This is a genomic window from Nocardia tengchongensis (assembly GCF_054781395.1).
In genome coordinates, this window is record NZ_BAAGUM010000017.1 from 395059 (window position 1) to 412540 (window position 17482).

The 17482-nt window shown below is 67.3% G+C and carries 19 protein-coding genes and 1 pseudogene; 7 read left to right on the forward strand and 13 right to left on the reverse strand.

From position 1 onward, the window contains the following. Positions 1–28 precede the first annotated feature (28 nt). The 3 genes from ACYVKL_RS32810 to ACYVKL_RS32820 are packed head-to-tail and all read right to left on the reverse strand — an operon-like array spanning position 29 to position 3227. Positions 29–625 (reverse strand): VOC family protein, encoded by a 597-nt coding sequence (locus ACYVKL_RS32810; RefSeq protein ID WP_379167339.1) that lies wholly within the window; start codon positions 623–625, stop codon positions 29–31. Next, positions 625–2652: an oxidoreductase gene (locus tag ACYVKL_RS32815; RefSeq protein ID WP_379167337.1), complete on the reverse strand. Its 2028-nt coding sequence runs from the start codon at positions 2650–2652 to the stop codon at positions 625–627. Before ACYVKL_RS32815 ends, ACYVKL_RS32810 begins: the two co-directional genes overlap by 1 nt. Beyond that, positions 2649–3227: a PadR family transcriptional regulator gene (locus ACYVKL_RS32820; RefSeq protein ID WP_213557449.1), complete on the reverse strand. Its 579-nt coding sequence runs from the start codon at positions 3225–3227 to the stop codon at positions 2649–2651. Before ACYVKL_RS32820 ends, ACYVKL_RS32815 begins: the two co-directional genes overlap by 4 nt. A gap of 171 nt (positions 3228–3398) precedes the next feature. Here ACYVKL_RS32820 and ACYVKL_RS32825 point away from each other — a divergent pair, with 171 nt between their 5' ends. Continuing rightward, positions 3399–4346 (forward strand): hypothetical protein, encoded by a 948-nt coding sequence (locus ACYVKL_RS32825; RefSeq protein WP_379167335.1) that lies wholly within the window; start codon positions 3399–3401, stop codon positions 4344–4346. On the opposite strand, the gene ACYVKL_RS32830 is transcribed toward ACYVKL_RS32825, so the two are convergent. The 5 genes from ACYVKL_RS32830 to ACYVKL_RS32850 all read right to left on the reverse strand — a co-directional run bounded on the left by ACYVKL_RS32830 (position 4339) and on the right by ACYVKL_RS32850 (position 8332). Beyond that, positions 4339–4776 (reverse strand): flavodoxin family protein, encoded by a 438-nt coding sequence (locus tag ACYVKL_RS32830; RefSeq protein ID WP_379167333.1) that lies wholly within the window; start codon positions 4774–4776, stop codon positions 4339–4341. The two genes, ACYVKL_RS32825 and ACYVKL_RS32830, sit on opposite strands and share 8 nt — an antisense overlap. Positions 4777–4890: 114 nt before the next feature. Beyond that, a complete protein-coding gene (locus ACYVKL_RS32835; RefSeq protein ID WP_379167931.1) occupies positions 4891–5172 on the reverse strand; it encodes a thiocyanate hydrolase in 282 nt (93 codons plus the stop codon). 76 nt (positions 5173–5248) lie between these two features. Further along, positions 5249–5962, reverse strand: a complete 714-nt coding sequence (gene scnC, locus ACYVKL_RS32840; protein ID WP_379167331.1) for a thiocyanate hydrolase subunit gamma — start codon at positions 5960–5962, stop codon at positions 5249–5251. Continuing rightward, complete coding sequence (locus ACYVKL_RS32845) at positions 5959–6798, reverse strand: SH3-like domain-containing protein (protein WP_379167329.1); 840 nt, start codon at positions 6796–6798, stop codon at positions 5959–5961. Before ACYVKL_RS32845 ends, scnC begins: the two co-directional genes overlap by 4 nt. An 85-nt stretch (positions 6799–6883) precedes the next feature. Next, entirely contained in the window at positions 6884–8332 is a 1449-nt protein-coding gene (locus ACYVKL_RS32850; protein WP_379167327.1) for an MFS transporter, read from the reverse strand. 102 nt (positions 8333–8434) lie between these two features. On the opposite strand from ACYVKL_RS32850, the gene ACYVKL_RS32855 reads away from it, so the two are divergent. Together ACYVKL_RS32855 and ACYVKL_RS32860 are read left to right on the forward strand one after the other, a co-directional pair. Beyond that, entirely contained in the window at positions 8435–9397 is a 963-nt protein-coding gene (locus ACYVKL_RS32855; RefSeq protein ID WP_379167325.1) for a helix-turn-helix transcriptional regulator, read from the forward strand. 64 nt (positions 9398–9461) lie between these two features. Beyond that, positions 9462–10796 carry an MFS transporter gene (locus ACYVKL_RS32860; protein ID WP_357192816.1) on the forward strand — a complete coding sequence of 445 codons (1335 nt, stop codon included), beginning with the start codon at positions 9462–9464 and terminating at the stop codon, positions 10794–10796. A 21-nt stretch (positions 10797–10817) separates the two neighbouring features. Here ACYVKL_RS32860 and ACYVKL_RS32865 read toward each other — a convergent pair whose 3' ends face one another. Next, complete coding sequence (locus tag ACYVKL_RS32865) at positions 10818–11426, reverse strand: TetR family transcriptional regulator (protein WP_379167323.1); 609 nt, start codon at positions 11424–11426, stop codon at positions 10818–10820. Positions 11427–11649: 223 nt separating this feature from the next. Between ACYVKL_RS32865 and ACYVKL_RS32870 the strand changes: the two genes are divergently transcribed. The 3 genes and pseudogenes from ACYVKL_RS32870 to ACYVKL_RS32880 form a co-directional block, all read left to right on the forward strand. After that, complete coding sequence (locus ACYVKL_RS32870) at positions 11650–12714, forward strand: ferredoxin reductase (protein ID WP_379167321.1); 1065 nt, start codon at positions 11650–11652, stop codon at positions 12712–12714. A gap of 12 nt (positions 12715–12726) precedes the next feature. Then, on the forward strand, positions 12727–13875 hold the full coding sequence (locus ACYVKL_RS32875) for a fatty acid desaturase family protein (RefSeq protein ID WP_379167320.1): 1149 nt from the start codon (positions 12727–12729) through the stop codon (positions 13873–13875). After that, a pseudogene (locus tag ACYVKL_RS32880) lies at positions 13876–14103 on the forward strand (hypothetical protein); the annotation flags it as partial. It abuts the gene before it with no gap. 196 nt (positions 14104–14299) lie between these two features. On the opposite strand, the gene ACYVKL_RS32885 reads toward ACYVKL_RS32880, so the two are convergent. Then, positions 14300–14896, reverse strand: a complete 597-nt coding sequence (locus ACYVKL_RS32885; protein ID WP_379167316.1) for a DUF4254 domain-containing protein — start codon at positions 14894–14896, stop codon at positions 14300–14302. 505 nt (positions 14897–15401) lie between these two features. Between ACYVKL_RS32885 and ACYVKL_RS32890 the strand changes: the two genes are divergently transcribed. Next, a complete protein-coding gene (locus tag ACYVKL_RS32890; RefSeq protein ID WP_379167313.1) occupies positions 15402–15680 on the forward strand; it encodes a hypothetical protein in 279 nt (92 codons plus the stop codon). A 352-nt stretch (positions 15681–16032) separates the two neighbouring features. Here ACYVKL_RS32890 and ACYVKL_RS32895 read toward each other — a convergent pair whose 3' ends face one another. From ACYVKL_RS32895 to ACYVKL_RS32905, 3 genes are read right to left on the reverse strand one after another with little or no spacing between them, the layout of a single operon-like run. Further along, complete coding sequence (locus ACYVKL_RS32895) at positions 16033–16593, reverse strand: GTP-binding protein (RefSeq protein WP_449876718.1); 561 nt, start codon at positions 16591–16593, stop codon at positions 16033–16035. A gap of 22 nt (positions 16594–16615) precedes the next feature. Next, positions 16616–17053 carry a DUF742 domain-containing protein gene (locus ACYVKL_RS32900; RefSeq protein WP_379167311.1) on the reverse strand — a complete coding sequence of 146 codons (438 nt, stop codon included), beginning with the start codon at positions 17051–17053 and terminating at the stop codon, positions 16616–16618. Next, positions 17050–17478, reverse strand: coding sequence for a roadblock/LC7 domain-containing protein (locus ACYVKL_RS32905; RefSeq protein ID WP_213557432.1), 429 nt, complete (start codon positions 17476–17478; stop codon positions 17050–17052). Before ACYVKL_RS32905 ends, ACYVKL_RS32900 begins: the two co-directional genes overlap by 4 nt. Positions 17479–17482 lie beyond the last annotated feature (4 nt).

The window sequence follows — 17482 nt, forward strand, 5'->3', positions numbered from 1 at the left end:
CGGATGGAAGCGCTGCGGCGGCCGGGACCTACGCCCGTGGTTTGGGTTTGGGTTCCATGAACGCGACGCCCCACCGCACGTGGCCGCGCCAGACTCCCGCGATCCGCCCGCCCTGGACGGCCGGTTTGGGGTCGCCGACGGGGCCGCCCGCGGCACGGATGGCGGTGACGGCGGCGTCCAGGTCCGGGGTCATGAAGGCGACGCCGACCAGCGCGGCCGGCCGGCCGGAGGTCACCGCTTCGATGAAGGGTTCGCCGACGCGGTAGAAGGCCATCTCGGGGCCTTCCGGGCCGCGGGGGAAGAAGCGGCGGCGGGGCTCGATGCCGAGGACGGCGTTCAGGTTGGTGACGGCGTCGTCCAATTCGGGGGCCCAGTAGACGACGTGGTCGATGGTGGTCACGCCGTTGGGGTGGGTTGCGGCGGAAGCGGGCTGGGAGCCGGTCGATTCCAGGTAGGGGACACCCAGTGTGTCGGGGGCGGCGTGGGTTTCGTCGAAGCCCCAGGCGGCTTCGCCCAGGACGCACTCGACCTGGCCGACCCGGAAGCGGCCGTCGGTGACGGTGAAACCCAGTGCCGCCCAGGACTGCTCGTCTCCGGGCAGTCCCAGGCGGGTGAGGTTCGGCATTACAGGCCCGCCGCCAGGCGCGTGCCCTGGTCGATGGCGCGTTTGGCGTCGAGTTCGGCGGCCAGGTCGGCGCCGCCGATGAGGTGCACCTTCACGCCCGCGGTCTGCAGCGGCTCGTGCAGGTCGCGCACGGATTCCTGGCCGGCGCACAGGATCACGTTGTCGCATTCGACGATCTGCGGGCGCTGCCGCTTCTCGCCGAAGCTGATGTGCAGGCCGCGGTCGTCGATGCGCTCGTAGTTGACGCCGCCGAGCTGCTCGACGCCCTTGGCCTTGACCGCGGCGCGGTGCACCCAGCCGGAGGTCTTGCCCAGGTCCTTGCCGAAGGCGGACGACTTGCGCTGCAGCAGCACCACTTCGCGGGCGGCGGGGGAGGGCTGGGGGGTGGTGACGAAGCCGGGGACGTTCGGGTCGTCGGAGACGCCCCACTCTTCCTTCCACTCGTCGAGCTTGAGGCTGGGATGTCCTTCGACGGTGAGGAATTCGCTGACGTCGAAGCCGATGCCGCCGGCGCCGATGACCGCCACCTTCTTGCCGACCGGCTTGCCGTCGCGCACCAGTTCGGCGTAGGTGAGCACCTTCGGGTGGTCGATGCCGGGGATGTTGGGGATGCGCGGTTTCACGCCGGTGGCCAGGACGACCTCGTCGTAGCCGCCCGCGATGAGCTGCTCGGCGGTGGCGCGGGTCTGCAGATGCACACGCACGCCGGTGATTTCGAGCTGCCGCGTGAAGTAGCGGATGGTCTCGTTGAACTCTTCCTTGCCGGGGATGCGGCGGGCGATGTCGAACTGGCCGCCGACCTTGTCGTCGGATTCGAACAGGTCCACGTGGTGCCCGCGCTGGGCCAGGCTGACCGCGGCCGAGAGTCCGGCCGGGCCCGCGCCGACGACCGCGAACTTCCGGGTGCGGCGGGTGGGCAGCAGCTTCAGTTCGGTCTCGTGTCCGGCGCGCGGATTCAGCAGGCAGGACACGGTTTTGGCCTGGAAGGCGTGGTCGAGGCAGGCCTGGTTGCAGGCGATACAGGTGTTGATCTCGTCGGTGCGCGCGTCCTGCGCCTTGCGGGCCCAGTCGGGGTCGGCGAGCAGCGGGCGGGCCAGCGAGATCAGGTCGGAGTCGCCGCGGGTGAGGATCTCCTCGGCGGTCTCGGGCATATTGATGCGGTTGGACGCGCACACCGGAATGTCCACGAGGTCTTTGACTTTCGCGGTCCACTCGACGAACGCCGCGCGCGGCACCGAGGTGACGATGGTGGGCACCCGGGCCTCGTGCCAGCCGATGTCGGTGTTGATGATGGTGGCCCCGGCGGCCTCCACATCCTTGGCGACCGCGGCGATCTCGTCCCAGGTCTGGCCCTTCTCCACGAAGTCGGCCATGGAGAGCCGGAACACGATGATGAAGTCCGGCCCGACCGCCTTGCGCACCCGGCGCACGATCTCGCCCGCGATGCGGCGGCGGTTCTCCGGCGAGCCGCCCCACTTGTCCTTGCGCTTGTTGGTGCGCTCGGCCAGGAACTGGTTGATGAAATAGCCTTCACCACCCATGATCTCGACGCCGTCGTAGCCGGCGAACTTGGCCAGGGCGGCGGTGCGCGCGTAGTCGTCGATGGTGTTCTCGACGCCCTTGGCGGAGAGCGCGCGCGGCTTGAACGGGTTGATGGGGGCCTTGATGGCCGAGGCCGACACGCTGGTCGGCATGTAGGAGTAGCGGCCGGCGTGCAGGATCTGCAGCGCGATCTTGCCGCCCTCGGCGTGCACCGCCTTGGTGATGGCGCGGTGCCGGTACGCCTCGGTCTTGTTGGTCAGTTTCGCGCCGAAGGGCAGCAGCCAGCCGGTGCGGTTGGGGGCGTAGCCGCCGGTGATGATCAGGCCGACACCGCCTTTGGCGCGTTCGGCGAAGTAGGCGGCCAGCCGGTTGGTGTGCCAGGCCCGATCCTCGAGGCCGGTGTGCATGGAACCCATGACCACCCGGTTGCGCAGGGTGGTGAATCCCAGGTCCAGGGGTTCGAACAGGTGGGGGTACGCGCTCATCGGCGGGTGCCTTTCGGGTCGGACGCCTGCGACCGGGCTGTGTCGCGTTTCAGGGCGTCGAGTACTTCGTCGCACCAGTCGATGAACCCCTCCTCGACGCGGATGCCGCCGCGCAGGACGAGGTACTGGTGCAGTTTCGGGCCGGTGAGGGCATCCGGCGCGGGGTAGTCCTTCTTTTCGAAGGCGCGGTACAGGTCGAGGCGGTGGGCGTGCTGGTCGCGGTGGCGCTGCACTTCGGCGATGATCACCTCGGGGTCGCCGAGGGAGGCGGCGCGCAGTTTGACGCCGAGGTCGCTGCGCAGTGGCTCGAGGTCGGCGGTTTCGGCGATCCAGCGGACCAGTTCGGCGCGGCCGGCGTCGGAGACGGTGTAGACCTTCTTGTCCGGGCGCCCGTCCTGGGGCACGGTCTCGGCGTCCACCCAGCCCTGCTCGTCCATGCGCTTGAGGACGCGATAGATCTGCTGGTGGGTGGCGTGCCAGAAGAATCCGATGGATTTGTCGAAGCGCTGGGCCAGGTCGTAGCCGGAACTGGCGCGTTCGGTCAGCGATACCAGCAGCGCGTGTTCGAGGGCCATGCCGCCAGGGTAACTGCTACGACACGTACTATGCAATTCAGTGCATAGAGCGGCGGCGTGCCGCGCGGGTGTCGGCGCGTCGGTTAACGCCGCCGGTCACGGGGCGGATTTCAGAGCGAACCACCAGCCCGGGGGAGATACTCGGTCAGGGATGAACTCAGGGGAGCCGATATGCGTTCGACATTCGCGACGGTGGGGGCGGCAGTTCTCATCGCGACATCCGCGGTATTGATGACCGCCTGCAACGACAAGACCGGAACTCCGGTGCCGACGACCTCGGTCAGCGTCGCCCCGCAGGGCGCCGGGCAGCCGGGTGGCACCAAGCCCGGAGGCGTCGACACCCGGGCGTTCCTGCGCGCTATCGGCAAGACCGGTTGGTACGAGGGCTTCGAGATCACCATCGACCAGGCCACCGTCACCGCCGACGGATTTGGCGGCGCGAAGATCCGGGTCGACATCACCTACAAGAACACCACCACCGCCAACAAGACGCTCGCCGTCGTGCCCGCCGTCCAGATCGGCGGCGCGATCGATGGCGGCGCCGGGTGGAACAGCCCCGAGGTCCCCGGAAAGGGTTCCGCCACAGGCGATATCACCGCGTCGGTGAAGTCGTACGACACCCCCGAGCACCTGCTCGACACCATCACCATCCTCTACGGCAGCGCGGCGGAGAACCAGACCAAGTTCCCGCTGAAGGCCGACGCCAAGGTCGAGAGCATCGCGCCGCGCACCCTCGACGTCACCGGCAAGCTCACCCAGGATCAGACCACGGTCGAAATCACCAGCGCCACACTGACTCCCAGCTACACCAAGAACGAGGCCGGGAAGATGGAACTGGCCTTGAAATTCAAACTCGTCGGCGGTTCCGGCATCGGCGACGGCGGTCTGAACGTCTTCTCCGAGTACTTCACCATCAAGGCGCCGGGCGGTCAGACCGTGGTGGACGACCAACTCCGCGGCTTCATCGACGAACTGCTCGGTCGCAATCAGACCATCGACAAGTCCGATCTCCAAGCCGTGTTCGTGGTGCCCGCCCCGGCCACCGGCAATTACACGCTGAGCTACGACGCCACCAAGGGCAAGAACGCCGTCCCCACCTTCTCTTTCACGGTCAGTTGAGCGTCGCCGCGAAGGCCCGCGCCGCGTCCAGATCACCGGCGTCGGGCCGCCCCTTGTTGATCCCTCCGACCAGTTTCAACGGTGCGACGGTGTCCAGCGCCCGCACCGAGAAGGTGTCCACGACCTCGAACCCTCGCTGGCCGAGCAGCCGGGTCATGGGCCCCATCAGTACCGGAAATCCACTGGTGGCGAACAGGAAAGCGCGCCCGCGTCGCCCTTCCGGCAGCGCTCGCACGAACTCGCGCAGCCGCGGATGAAACGCCATCGAGAAGATTCCCGACCCGAACCCCACCAGGTCGTACTCGCCGAGTTCTGCGGCGGTCACCTCCTCTGGCTCCACCACGCGCGCCCCGAGCACCGCCCCCATGGCCTCGGCGACCTTCCGTGTATTCCCGTGTGACACAGAGACACACACGATCAGAACCTTCATCGCACCACTCCTCGCTCCCCAGCGGATCCGGACATTCTCATAGACACCGCTCGGGGTGCGAAGCGTGACAGCGGCGGAGTGTGTTCGCGATCACTCCGATGGCAGAGCCCTGAATCAGGCTTCCAGCCGGGCGCGGACGGCGGAGAGTCGTTCACGGAGTTCGGTCTCGTCAATGACGCCGCGGGTCACCAGCGAGTGCGCCAGGGCGACGAGCTGGTTCTCGGGGTAGGGCAGGTCGGCGTACACGGTCGCGGTCAGCGAATCCTCCTCGTCCCGCCGGTCTTTGAAGTCGGGGATGTTCGCTTCGCAGACGGCGTGGTCCAGGGCGTCGCACATGCCGTCCAGGCTCGTCTTCCAGGGCGGCACCGGATTGCTGACGCCGTATTTGGCGGCCATGCGGGGCCAGACCTGGTTGCGCTCCACGATGCTCTGCAGTGCCGCGATGTCCTCGGTGCTCACGGTGCGCGCTCCCTCAGTCGACAGGATGGACGGCGGGACGGGTGTCGGTGATGATGTTGGCCGTGCGGCCCGGCTTGGGCAGTGCGACACCGATCAGGCAGTCGCGCGTGATGATTTCGGCGAGCCGGTCCTCGTCCCAGCCGTTGGTTCCCTCCGGGCGCATGGGCATCACCATGAATCGGTGCTTCTGGTTGGAGTCCTGCACCCGGACCGCGACGCCCTCGGGCAGTTCGAGTCCGAACTCCGACAGCACCTGTCGTGGCCACCGGACCATGCGCCGGCGGTAGTTGGGCGTGCGATACCACTCGGGGGAGTTGCCCAGGATCGGCCGCGGGTAGCACGAGCACAGTGCGCAGACGATCACGTTGTGCAGGGTCGGGGTGTCCTCGAGGATCTCGAACGCGGTGAAGTCGCTGGGTGTGCCGAAGCCGGTGGGTTCCAGCCAGTCCACGCCGACTTCGCGGCTGGCGGTCATCGGTTCGGCGAGGGCGAGCGACTTGAAGTCGGGGTCGAGCCACGCCCGGGCGACCAGGTGCGCGGCCGGGGCGGGCCCGATCTGTTCGGCGAACTCGGTGAATCTGCGGTGCTCGTCGGCGCTGAATATGCCTTTCTCTATGCACAGTTCGCGGAGCGCGATCTCCAGCACTTCGAAGTCGGTGATCTCGTCGACCATGGGCGCGACCGTGCGCATGTGGTCGTGATCGTGGTCATGGTCGTGATCGGTCATTCGGTCCCTTCCAGCCAGCGCTCGGGGAGCTCGGTTTGCAGGGTGTCGCTCGTGGTGCCGGTATAGCCGTGCCACAACTCGGAGAGATTGAACCTGACGACGTAGAACCATTCCGGTTTCGCATCGGGGCGGTCCCAGGTCTCGTCCTCGGCCGCGGGACTCTCGTAAGCGACCGAGGCGATTTCGCCGGTGGCGCCGCGCACGTATTCCGGTGTGCGGGTGTAGAACAGGGCGGGCAGTTCGCGCACCCTGACCCGATCGCCGACACTGTACCGCGGCTTTCCGGCCTGACCGGCGAAGACCTGCGGGTCGCCTTTACCGACCGCCGCGAGGTGATGGTGGTTGCGTCGGACCTGCGCACCGTCGCCTTCGAACCTGGGGTACGCCTCGATCGCCTTGCCCGCCAGCCCGCCCGCGTAGCGCTGCTGCACCTCGACCATCCGCTCGCTCAGCTCGCCGAGTGCGATGTGGTGCTTCTCGACCAGGACGCGCGCGACGGCCAGCAGCCAGCGGGCGTAGTACGGAATTCCCAAATAGATCGCGCGCCCCAGGTCGACATTGCCCATCCGGCGTCGCTCCTCCGACACCCAGATGCCACGCCACGCGAGCACCTCGCACATCACGTACGTGTTGTGCTCCCACACCTCGTACTGCTTGTTCTCGTACTTCATCGGGGCGTCCGGCTCACCGCCCACGTCATGAACGGTCTTCAGGTAGGCGGTGACGCGATCGTGGTCCATGAGATCAGGAGTCGGCGCATCCGGAATCTCGGGATATGAGGACTTCAGTCTGGCCACCAGATCCAGCTGGGCTGCCCGTTCTGCTGCCGTGCTCATGAGGGTTCCCTTCGTCGCGCGGAGAGCAAACCAAGGTCAAACAAATCTATGCCGGACCGCAGCGGGGGTAAAGCGTTGTACACCGTCAGCGAGCAGCCTTTATGGCGAGAATTCCGGCCGCGGCGAGAGTGGCTCCGGCCGCGACGGCGGTGGTGCCCAGGGCGTGGGCGGCCGCGAGGTGATCGGTGGCCAGGGTGAGGAAGAGGGTGCCGAAACTGGCGACGCCGATGACCACGCCGAGTTGGACACAAGTGACCAGAATGCCGCTGGCGTCGGCCGCCAGGGCGACGGGGATCTTGCCGGTGGCGCGGTTCATCAGGGGGCTGAAGGCCAGGCCGTACCCGATGCCCATGATGGCGAGAATGACCAGGTCGAGCGGATCGATCGAGTGGCCGTCGCGCAGCGACAACCCCATAGCGATGGTGCTCGCGGCAGCGAGCAGTAGGCCGCCGGGAATCATCGCCCGGTGAAAACGGTCGGGGATGCGGGTCCAGTTCAGGCTCACCAGGCCGAAGGTGACGCCGTTGGGCACGAACAGCAGACCGGCGTGGACGGGGCTGTAGCCCAGGGTGGATTGCAGGTGGATGGTGAGGATGAAGACCCAGCCACCGAAGGTGCACATGATCAGGAACAGGGTCGCGGCGGCGAGGAGCAGTCCGGGAGCGCGGACCACTCGATCGGCGAAGAGCGGCTCACCGCCGCGCCGGTGCACCCAGCGCTCCACCAGAGCGAACGCCGCGAATCCGAAAGCGGACGCGCCCAAGACGATTCGGGTCCACAAGGGCCAATGCTGTTCGTGGCCGAGAACCAGCGGCACCGACAGCGCCAGCACCGAAGCCGTGAGCACCGCCAGCCCGGGCAGGTCGAGCCGCCGCGCGGCACGCGGGGCGGGCGCGGGCAGGATGCGCGGCGCGACGGCGAGCAGCGCGACACCGATCGGCACGTTCACCAGAAACACTCCGCGCCACCCGGTCCCGGCGATATCCCCGCTCACGATGAGCCCGCCGAGAATCTGGCCCGCGACCATCCCGCCGGAAATGACGGCGGCGTAGGCCGACAGTGCCCGGGCCCGAGTGTTCCCGGTAGCGGTGACCTGGATCAGTGTCATCACCTGCGGCACCATCGCCGCGGCCCCGATGCCCTGGAGGAAGCGGAAGACGATGAGCGAGGCCGGGTTCCACGCCAGCCCGCAGGTGAGGGACGCAAGGGTGAACAGTGTGAGCCCCGCGATGAACATGGCCCGCTGCCCGAACCGATCACCCAGCCGCGCCCCGGTAACAAGCAACACCGCGTAGGCAATGACGTAGCCGGAAACAATGAGCTGCAGCCCGGAACCGCTGGCGTGCAGGGAGGTCCGCATCGAGGGAATAGCGACATTGACGATGGAGGCATCCAACACCGCCATGAACTGGCCGAGCAGGATGACGGCAAGCACCGCGAGTGGCCGCCGAACGCCGCCGGGCGGGGTAGCCGGAGTCGGTGCGGCAGGCGAGGCCGATACCGCGGGTGAGGCATGAGTAAGGCTCTGTGACATGGGATTCAGCGTGCGCGCCGGCCGCCTCGGCTGACAGGAGTCCGCTTATACGGGTACTGGCACCACCTGGATACCGGTAACGATTACCGCCACGATGGAGTGATGGTGTCAGCAGCGGGGTACAACGTTCTGGTTGAGCGGACCGCCGGAGCGGGTGGGCGCAACGGTGATTCGCGGTCGGTGCGCAAGGTGCGGCGGGGGGAGTTGTCGACGTTTTTGAAGTCGCGGCGGGCGCGGATCCGGCCGGAGGATGTGGGGCTGCCGGTGGGGGCGCGGCGGCGGACGCCAGGGTTGCGGCGGGAAGAAGTGGCGCAGCTGGCTGGGGTGGGGATCACCTGGTACACGTGGCTCGAGCAGGGGCGTGACATCAATTGCAGTGTGCAGGTGCTGGATGCGATTGCGCGGGCGTTGTGCCTCGATGGGGCGGAGCACGCGCATTTGTATCGGCTGGCTGATGTGCCGACGGCGCCGGCGTTGGTGGTCGAGGAGCCGGTGCCCGAGGAGGTGCAGACGATTCTCGATCATCTGCATCCGCTGCCGGCGACGCTGTTCAGCTCCAAATACGATGTGCTCGCGCACAATGCCGCCTATGAAGCGTTGTATCCGCTGTTCGTGACCGGCCATCGCAACGTGCTGCGCAAGGTCTTCCTGGCCGACGAGTGCTGCACGCCGTACCCGGTGAATTCCGAACCCGATCATCTGGCCCGCATGGTCGGCTACCTGCGGGCCGCGTACGCCCGCAATCTGGGTGATCCGGAGTGGACGCAGTTCATCGACGGCATGGTCGCGGACAGTCCGCATTTCGCGGAACTGTGGGCGCGCAACGATGTCGCGCTCCCGGTCGGCCGCACCCGGGTGGTCCGTAATCTCGCGGTCGGCACCCTCGAGATGTACATGACCAGCATGTCGCTGCCGTCGATCGCGGGCGCGTGGATGCAGGTCTGGACGCCGTCCACGCCCGCGGCCTGGGACACGTTGCGCACCTTGCTCGCCATGACCGAGGCGGAGCGCCGCCGCCCGTGGGACGAGCACATCGAGCGGGTGCACGGCCGGACTCCGGCCTGACCGCGGCTCGCGGCGTGCGCGGATGTCGCACGCGAGTCGTGTTCGGTCGCTTAGTCTGCGCTGCATGACCGAGCGCTCGGGAGAAGTCACCGTGGGGCAGGCGACCGGGCGGGGGACGGTGCTGGCGTGGGGGTTCTGGGATTGGGCGGGGGCCTCGTTCAACGCGGTGATTCTGACCTTCGTCTTCTCGGTGTATCTGACCGACAAGGTGGGCAAGGAGCTGCCGGGCGGAATCTCGGCGAGCGCCTGGCTGGGGTGGGCGCTGGGGGCGGCGGGACTGGTGGTGGCGTTGACCGCGCCGGTGGCGGGTCAGTGGTTCGACGCCACGGCGAGACGCAAACTCGCCCTGGGGATTCTGACCACGGTGACCGTGCTGCTGATGGCGGCGATGTTCTTCGTGAAGGACGACTACCACTACCTGTGGGTAGGACTGCTGTTGCTGGCCATCGGTTCGGCAAGCTTCGAGCTGTCGCATGTCCCGTACTTCGCGATGCTGCGGCAGGTGTCCACCCCCGCGAATGTGGGGCGGGTCTCCGGATTCGGCTGGTCCATGGGCTATTTCGGCGGAATCATCCTGCTGCTGATCAGCTATGTCGGATTCATCGCGGGCAAGGGCGACAATCGCGGCCTGCTCGGGGTGCCGATCGAGGACGGGTTGAACATCCGGCTGGTCGCGGTGCTGGCGGCGGTGTGGTTCGCGGGGTTCGCGGTGCCGTTGTTCCTGTTCGTGCCGGAGGTGCCGCGCACCGACGCGGATCCCGGTGCGGCGGTGCGTGGCCGGGCGTTCCTGAGCTCGTATCGGGTGCTGTTCCGGGATGTGCGGGAGTTGTGGCGCACCGATCGGCGCACGGTGGGTTTCCTGCTGGCCAGCGCGGTCTTCCGGGACGGGCTGGCGGGTGTGTTCACCTTCGGCGCGATTCTGGCGGTGAAGGTGTACGGCATCGCCGACGCGGATGTGCTGTTGTTCGGTATCGCAGCGAATGTGGTTGCGGCGCTCGGCGCGCTGGTCGGCGGCCGGTTCGACGACCGGACCGGGCCGAAGGCGGTGATCGTCGCCTCGCTGCTCGGGATGATCGTGTGCGGGTCGTTCCTGCTGGTGTTGTCGGGGCCGTTGATGTTCTGGATCTTCGGCCTGCTGCTGACCGTATTCGTCGGTCCCGCACAGGCTTCCGCGCGGTCGTTTCTGGCGCGCGTGTCGCCGCCGGGTCGCGAGGGCCAGATGTTCGGGCTCTACGCGACCACCGGCCGTGCCGTGTCTTTCCTCGCCCCAACCCTTTTCGGCTTCTTCGTGTGGGCGTTCGACGCCGAGCGCGCCGGCATCGTGGGTCTGCTGCTGGTGCTGGTGGTCGGTCTGATGCTGTTGCTGCCGGTACGCGGAGATGACCTGAGCGACAGGTGAACTCGGCGTAACGGGCTGATCTCAGGGTCGCCAGACGCCCATGCCGAGCGCGATCAGCCGCACCTGCAGCACGGCCCGTTCCACGGTGCGCGCGCTCTCGCGGGGCTCGGCCATCAGGTAGTCGGCGATCCGGTCGGCGACGGTGGACACGATGAGGTCCGCGGCCAGTTCCAGATCGTCGGGTGTCCACGCGTCGAGGGCGCGCACCCGGGACAGGTCGACCACCAGTTCCCGTTCGATGAGCTGCATTTCGACCGAGATGGCCCCGCGTAGCGGCGCCGAGCCGCCGTGGCGTTCGCGAATCAGGAAGCCCCACAGGTCGCGTTTCTCGTCGACCTGTTCGAACACGAAGCGCACGGTCTGGGCGAGGGTCGGGTTGGGGGTGCGCCGCATTTCGCGCAGTGCCAGGCGCAGTTGCCGCACGCCTTCCTCGACCAGTGTGGTGCCGAGTTCGTCGAGGGAGGTGAAGTGCCGGTAGAACGCGGTGGGCACGATGCCGGCCGAGCGGGCGATCTCACGCAGTGACAGGGCGGCGAAGCCGCGGTCGGCGGCCAGGGCGAGGGTGCCGTCGAGCAGCGCCGCGCGGGTGCGTTCTTTGCGCTCGACTCGGGTAGCTGCCTGCTCGCTCATCTCGATGAGCATACATGCGTTCACATTCGTTCCATTCGAGAGATGTCGTGTGGGTCACACGAACTGCCGGTTGAACTGGAGTGGCTTCACCGGGCACACTATCTCAGTGTACAGATGTGCACCGAAATGGCGTCGAAGTCAGCGTGGACCTCGGCGCCGGCTCGGCAGCCGCATCGAACGTGGAGAGGCGTCGCTGTGCCCGGCGACGCGACAGGAGGCTCACATGGTCGGACTACTCGACCTGGTGCAGAAGACAATGACCACCCCGCACCCGCTGGATCGCTACCTCGAGCTGGTGCGCCCGACCTTGACCCGGCGCTCGATGCGCGCGGAGATCACCCACGTGCGGCGCAGCGCGGTCGGCTCGGTCACCCTCACCCTGAAGCCCGCCCGGCAGTGGTCCGGGCACGTGGCGGGGCAGTACGTGCAGATCGGCGTCGTGATCGACGGCGTCCGCCACACCCGCTGCTATTCGCCGGTCAACGCCGAGGGGCGTCGCGACCGGCACATCGAACTCACGATCAAGGCGCACCCGCAGGGGCTGGTGTCGAATCACCTGCACGACAACGCCATTCCCGGCATGGTGGTGGACCTGGAGCCCGCCGCCGGCGTGTTCCACCTGCCCGCGTCGCGGCCCGAGTCGGTGGTGCTGATCAGCGGCGGCAGCGGCATCACCCCGGTGCTGTCCATGCTGCGCACCCTCGCCAACGAGAGTTACCGCGGCCGCATCCTGTTCCTGCATTACAACCGTTCGCCGGAATTCGTCGCGCACCGCGAGGAGCTCGAGGCGATCGCCATGCAGCACAGCAACGTGCGGGTCGAATTCCGCTACCCGGAGACCCAGCGCGACGCCGGTTTCGGCTACGACGAGCTGGAGGCCCTCGCGCCCTGGTTCGCCGGCGCGCAGACCTACCTGTGCGGCCCGCCCGGCCTGATGGCCGCGGTCCGCACCGTCTACGAGGCCGAACAGCTCGGCCCGCGGCTGCACAGCGAGGAGTTCACCCTCGCCACCGCCGTGGTGGACCCCGCCGACGCCGAGGGCAAGGTGACCTTCTCCGGCAGCGGCGTGGTCGCCGAGAACACCGGCGAGAGCCTGCTCGAGCAGGCCGAAGCCGCCGGCCTGAGCCCGGAGTACGGCTGCCGCATGGGCATCTGCTTCTCCTGCACGGCCGTCAAGCGCAGCGGCTGCACCCGCAATCTGCGCACCGGGGAGCTCGACAGCGACCCCGATCAGCAAATCCAGATCTGCATCAGCGCCCCCGTCGGGGACGTCGACATCGCTCTTTGAACGGGAGACATCATGGCGATTCTTACCGAAACCCCCGAAGGCCCGCTGGTCCTCAGCGTCGAGCAGGTCGAGGAGATCGGCCGCGAGCTCGACGCGCTGCGCGCCCGCGTCACCGCCGACCTGGGTGACCGCGACCGCGAGTACATCTACAAGGTGATCAAGGCCCAGCGCGGCCTGGAGATCGCCGGCCGCGGCCTGCTCTACCTGGGCTTCCTGCCCCCGTTCTGGCTGGCGGGCGTGGCCGCGCTGAGCGTGTCGAAGATCCTCGACAATATGGAGATCGGCCACAACGTCATGCACGGCCAGTGGGACTGGATGCGTGAGCCGACCCTGAATTCCCGTGTCTTCGAATGGGATACGGTCTGCCCGAGTGACCAGTGGCGGCACTCGCACAACTACATGCACCACACCTACACCAACATCCTTGACATGGACCGCGACATCGGTTACGGCATCCTGCGCGTGGACGAGGCGCAGCCGTGGAATCCGCTGCGGCTGGGCAACCCGCTCTACGCCTTCATGCTGATGGTGGCGTTCGAGTGGGGCGTGATGGGCCACGACCTGGAGGTCGAGAACATCGTGCGCGGCAAGAAGTCGTGGGCGGATGTGAAGGCCCTGCTCGCGGGGCAGAGCCGCAAGGCGGGCCGGCAGGTCCTCAAGGACTACGTGGTGTTCCCGGCGCTGACCGGACCGCTGTTCCTGTCCACGCTGGCGGCCAACTTCACCGCCAATATCGTGCGCAACCTGTGGACCTTCTCGATCATCTTCTGCGGGCACTTCCCCTCCGGCGTACAGACGTTCACCAAGGAGGAGTGCGCCGAGGAGACCCAGGGCGAGTGGTACGTGCGCCAGATGCTGGGCTCGGCCAATATCCAGGGCAGCAAGCTGTTCCATGTGATGTCGGGCAATCTGTCGCATCAGATCGAGCACCACCTGTTCCCGGACCTGCCCGCCAACCGTTACCCGGAAATGGCTCCCGAGGTGCGGGCGCTGTGCGAAAAGCACGGTTTGCCGTACAACACCGGCGGCTTCGCCAAGCAGATCGGCTCGGTGTGGGGGAAGCTGTTCAAGCTGGCGCTGCCGCCGTTCCTGGTCAAGAATTCAGGGCAGGCCGGTGTTATCGTGATGCGCCGGGGGCAGGCGAGTGAAGTGGGCGTGTGAATGATTTCTAAATTCGAGAGCAACAAGGATCTGATCCAGGAATTGACGTCGTCGGGAGCACGGCACGTCGGCAATATCGCATCGATCATCACCGGCACGGTCGCCGAGGTGACCCGGGAGATCGGTGACTGGATCACCGATGCCATCGAGATGCGCGAAGCCGCGGCCGCCGCCGAGCAGGACGCCGCCGCCCAACGCGCCGCCGACCTGTCCGACGACCTCGACGACGACGTCGACGAGGCTCCGGAACCGACACTCGCACAGGAGGATTCGGCTGCGAAGCCGGTTCACAGCGAGCGCGTGACGCAGTCCGATGTCATCGACGCCGAGGTGATCGACCCCCGCTAGCGGGGGTCGGGGGCCTGGCCCCCGCAATCTCGAGGGGGCTCGGGGGCGAAGCCCCTGAGAGTTTCGAGAGTTGTATCTACCAGGTGGGGAGGCGCCGGCGGTGCTGGGCGACCTCCGTGATCAGATCCCGATAGCCGTCGGCGAGCTCGGCGAGCCGGTACCACTGCAGATGGGCCTCGGTGTCCACGCCGCGGTGCGGCCGGTCCTCGCTCACGCGATGCGCCTTGGCGCGGCGCCGGGCTCGCCCGTCGACGGCTTTCGGAGGGGGATTCGCCGGGCCGGTGTTGCCCAGGGCCTGTTGTGCGGCAACCCATTTCGCGGCCATCCGGTCGATGACGGCGCCGAGGGTCTCGGTGTGCAGGGAGGCTCCGGTGCGGTGCGGGATGTTGACCGCGACCCATTCGTCGATGCGGGCCACCAGTTCGGTGCGGCGTTCGTCGATCCGGTCGATGTGGTGGGTGCTGTCGGCGACATCGTCGGGGGTGGCGTCGGCGGCGTGGGCCGTTTCCAGGGCGTGATGCCGGTGTTCGTGGCACCGCACCAGCTCGTGGGCCGATTCCAGGACGTCTCGATCGCGCCGGTCGGTGTTCACGGGTTCTCGGAAGGCGCGCAGCAGGGTGTCCGGCGAGGGTAGTTCGGCGCCGAAACCCGCTCCGCTGTAGTCGATTACCATATTTCCCGCCCTCGGCCGCGCATGCGTGTGGATACGCCAGGGCCGAGGGGGATTCGGGGAGGGGCTCCCCTCGGCTCCGGCGCAGCCCCGCACCCGGAACGCAACAGCCCACCACCAGCGACACGGTGAAGTAACCGGGAAATCCGCGACGATGCGATGAGAAGACTGTCCGATAATGCGGGACATATTCAGGAAAGCGCGATAGTCGGAGGGGCGCAACCATCCGGCGCGTGATCGGCGAAGCTGCCTGAAAATCGTTATACAGCATTACAAGACGGTCACATGGCCGCTGCGGTTGAAGGCTGATCGACACCTGCGCGGGCGGTGTGTGAGACGGCTTGGGGGTCCTCCGCCGCCGGGGTGAGGCTTTCCTTGCCCGGCTACGGTTACCGAGGCTTATGGATAGCTATCTCTGCGGCGCGCCGAGGGCGCGACGCGCCGTAGTCGGTTAGCCTCGGTATTTGTGCCCGCCTATGCGTCTTCTCCGGAGCTACGGTTCGGTTTCATGTTCGCGCTGGAAGACCCCGAGCGAATTGCCGAAGTTGTCCGGAATCTGATCGTTCGCCGAACGGTGTCGGTGTTCCGTCTCGCGCATCTGTCCGACGACAACGGACCGCCTGATCGGTTTGTAGTGAACTGGTCCGCGGTACCGCAGATCTCCATCACGACCAGAGCTCCCGAGTCCGACGAATTGCGTTCCAGTGGAACGATGCTGGTCAACGCGTTCCTGGGGGAGGACGGCGAGATCAGTCTGTACTCGGGAGGCGCCACCCCGCCACAGTAGGAACTGGACGGTCCTCTCCACTGTGTCGGGCGACACACCCCGTCTCAGTTACTTCTCAGCGACGGGCAAGGTTCGCCTAAGTCTCGCTGTGCAGTGTGGGTCCGGTCGCCGCTCGGAAATCCCGGACGACGGCAGACTCAACAGAGAGGTCGAAAAATGATCCCGGTTATCATCAACACTGGTTCCGCTGCTCTCAACGGCGTGCTGGACACCGGTAGCGCTGCCCTCGGCGGTCTTCTCAACACGCTGTGGACGGGTTCGTTCGGCCGTTAATTCGCATTAGCGCGAAGGGTTTTCGGGCAATCGCCCCGGGTGCGTACGCATCCGGGGCGATTTTTGTGCAGTCGGCCGCTCAACCGGCCAGCGCCGGCGCGCGGCGGGCCTGCAGAATCTGCTCCAGCAGCGCCACCAGCACGAGTTTCACCGACTCCCGATCGCGGGCATCGCAATCCATCAGGTGAATCGCGGGCGCCAGGTCCAGCGCCTCACGGACCTCGCCGAGGTCGAACCGGGAGCCGGACTCGAATCGGTTGACGGCCACCACGAACGGCGTCCCGCGCTGCTCGAAGAAGTCCAGCACCGGATAGCAGTCCTCGACCCGGCTGGTATCGACCAGGATGACCCCGCCGAGTGCGCCGTCGAGCAGATCGTCCCAGAGGAATTCGAAGCGTTCCTGGCCCGGCGTGCCGAACAGGTACAGCACCAGGCTCGGATCGAGGGTGATGCGGCCGAAGTCCAGGGCCACCGTGGTGGTGGTCTTGCCGGTGGCCAGGCCCGGATCGTCGAGCCCCACCGACACCTCGGTCATGGCGGCCTCGGTGGCCAGCGGCTCGATCTCGGAGATGGCCCCGATGAAGGTGGTCTTGCCGACCCCGAACCCGCCGCTGGTCACGATTTTCACCGAGGAGGCCAGCGGCAGTGTATCGGCGGATTGTTCAGAGGTTCCGAACAAGGTCCCGGATCCTTTCCAGAGCAGCGGTGGAGAGTTCGTCGGTACGCCCGACCGACACGTGCCCGGCCGACACCAGATCGCTGACCAGCACCCGCGCCACCCCGATCGGCACCCGCAGGGCCGCACCGATTTCGGCGATGGAGTGCGGGCGCTGGCACAGCCGGACCACCCGTTCGAGCTCGAAGCGCAGCGGCGCGGACAGCGACGCCGGGGTGGCGCGCACCAGGGCCTCGATGCGCAGTCCGTCGACCACGGGTGTGGTGCGACCGGAGGTGATCATGAAGGGACGGACCACCGGCTCGTCGGGGTCGATGAGTCCCTTTGTGCGAGAGTCTTTTCCAGGCGCTGCGGCACCGGCCCAGCCACTGGGGCGGGTCAGCGCGATCATGCGCTCGTCCGGTAACCGGGGCGAATCGTTCATCGGCTCAACGACTCCCGCAATTCGGTGATCAGCGCCGGGGTGAGTAGCGCGCCGGCCCGATCGGCGAGCACCGCCATCTGATACCCGACCAGCCCGACATCGGCGTTGTGGTCGGCGATGACGCCGATGCAACTGCCGTTGGCCATGGCCGAGACCAGCAGGAACCCGCGGCCCATCTCGATCATGACCAGCCGCAGGCCGTCGAAATCGTAACTGCGCGAGGCACTGCGGCCCAGGCTGGTGAGCCCGGAGACGATGGCGGCCAGCCGGTCGGCGCCATTGCGGTCCAGACCCTGCGACATCGCCATCAGCAGTCCGTCGGAGGACACGGCCACGGCGTCGCGCACGCCGTCGGTGGTGCGGACGAAGTCGGCCAGCAGCCAGTTGAAGGTGTGCGGATCGGTATCGGTGTAGTGGGTGGTCACCCGG

Coding starts and splice junctions, on each gene's coding strand:
- ACYVKL_RS32810 (WP_379167339.1), bottom strand. CDS start 625: ATGCCGAACCTCACCCGCCTGGGACTGCCCGGAGACGAGCAGTCCTGG.
- ACYVKL_RS32815 (WP_379167337.1), bottom strand. CDS start 2,652: ATGAGCGCGTACCCCCACCTGTTCGAACCCCTGGACCTGGGATTCACC.
- ACYVKL_RS32820 (WP_213557449.1), bottom strand. CDS start 3,227: ATGGCCCTCGAACACGCGCTGCTGGTATCGCTGACCGAACGCGCCAGT.
- ACYVKL_RS32825 (WP_379167335.1), top strand. CDS start 3,399: ATGCGTTCGACATTCGCGACGGTGGGGGCGGCAGTTCTCATCGCGACA.
- ACYVKL_RS32830 (WP_379167333.1), bottom strand. CDS start 4,776: ATGAAGGTTCTGATCGTGTGTGTCTCTGTGTCACACGGGAATACACGG.
- ACYVKL_RS32835 (WP_379167931.1), bottom strand. CDS start 5,172: ATGGCCGCCAAATACGGCGTCAGCAATCCGGTGCCGCCCTGGAAGACG.
- scnC (WP_379167331.1), bottom strand. CDS start 5,962: ATGACCGATCACGACCATGACCACGATCACGACCACATGCGCACGGTC.
- ACYVKL_RS32845 (WP_379167329.1), bottom strand. CDS start 6,798: ATGAGCACGGCAGCAGAACGGGCAGCCCAGCTGGATCTGGTGGCCAGA.
- ACYVKL_RS32850 (WP_379167327.1), bottom strand. CDS start 8,332: ATGTCACAGAGCCTTACTCATGCCTCACCCGCGGTATCGGCCTCGCCT.
- ACYVKL_RS32855 (WP_379167325.1), top strand. CDS start 8,435: ATGGTGTCAGCAGCGGGGTACAACGTTCTGGTTGAGCGGACCGCCGGA.
- ACYVKL_RS32860 (WP_357192816.1), top strand. CDS start 9,462: ATGACCGAGCGCTCGGGAGAAGTCACCGTGGGGCAGGCGACCGGGCGG.
- ACYVKL_RS32865 (WP_379167323.1), bottom strand. CDS start 11,426: ATGAGCGAGCAGGCAGCTACCCGAGTCGAGCGCAAAGAACGCACCCGC.
- ACYVKL_RS32870 (WP_379167321.1), top strand. CDS start 11,650: ATGGTCGGACTACTCGACCTGGTGCAGAAGACAATGACCACCCCGCAC.
- ACYVKL_RS32875 (WP_379167320.1), top strand. CDS start 12,727: ATGGCGATTCTTACCGAAACCCCCGAAGGCCCGCTGGTCCTCAGCGTC.
- ACYVKL_RS32885 (WP_379167316.1), bottom strand. CDS start 14,896: ATGGTAATCGACTACAGCGGAGCGGGTTTCGGCGCCGAACTACCCTCG.
- ACYVKL_RS32890 (WP_379167313.1), top strand. CDS start 15,402: ATGTTCGCGCTGGAAGACCCCGAGCGAATTGCCGAAGTTGTCCGGAAT.
- ACYVKL_RS32900 (WP_379167311.1), bottom strand. CDS start 17,053: ATGAACGATTCGCCCCGGTTACCGGACGAGCGCATGATCGCGCTGACC.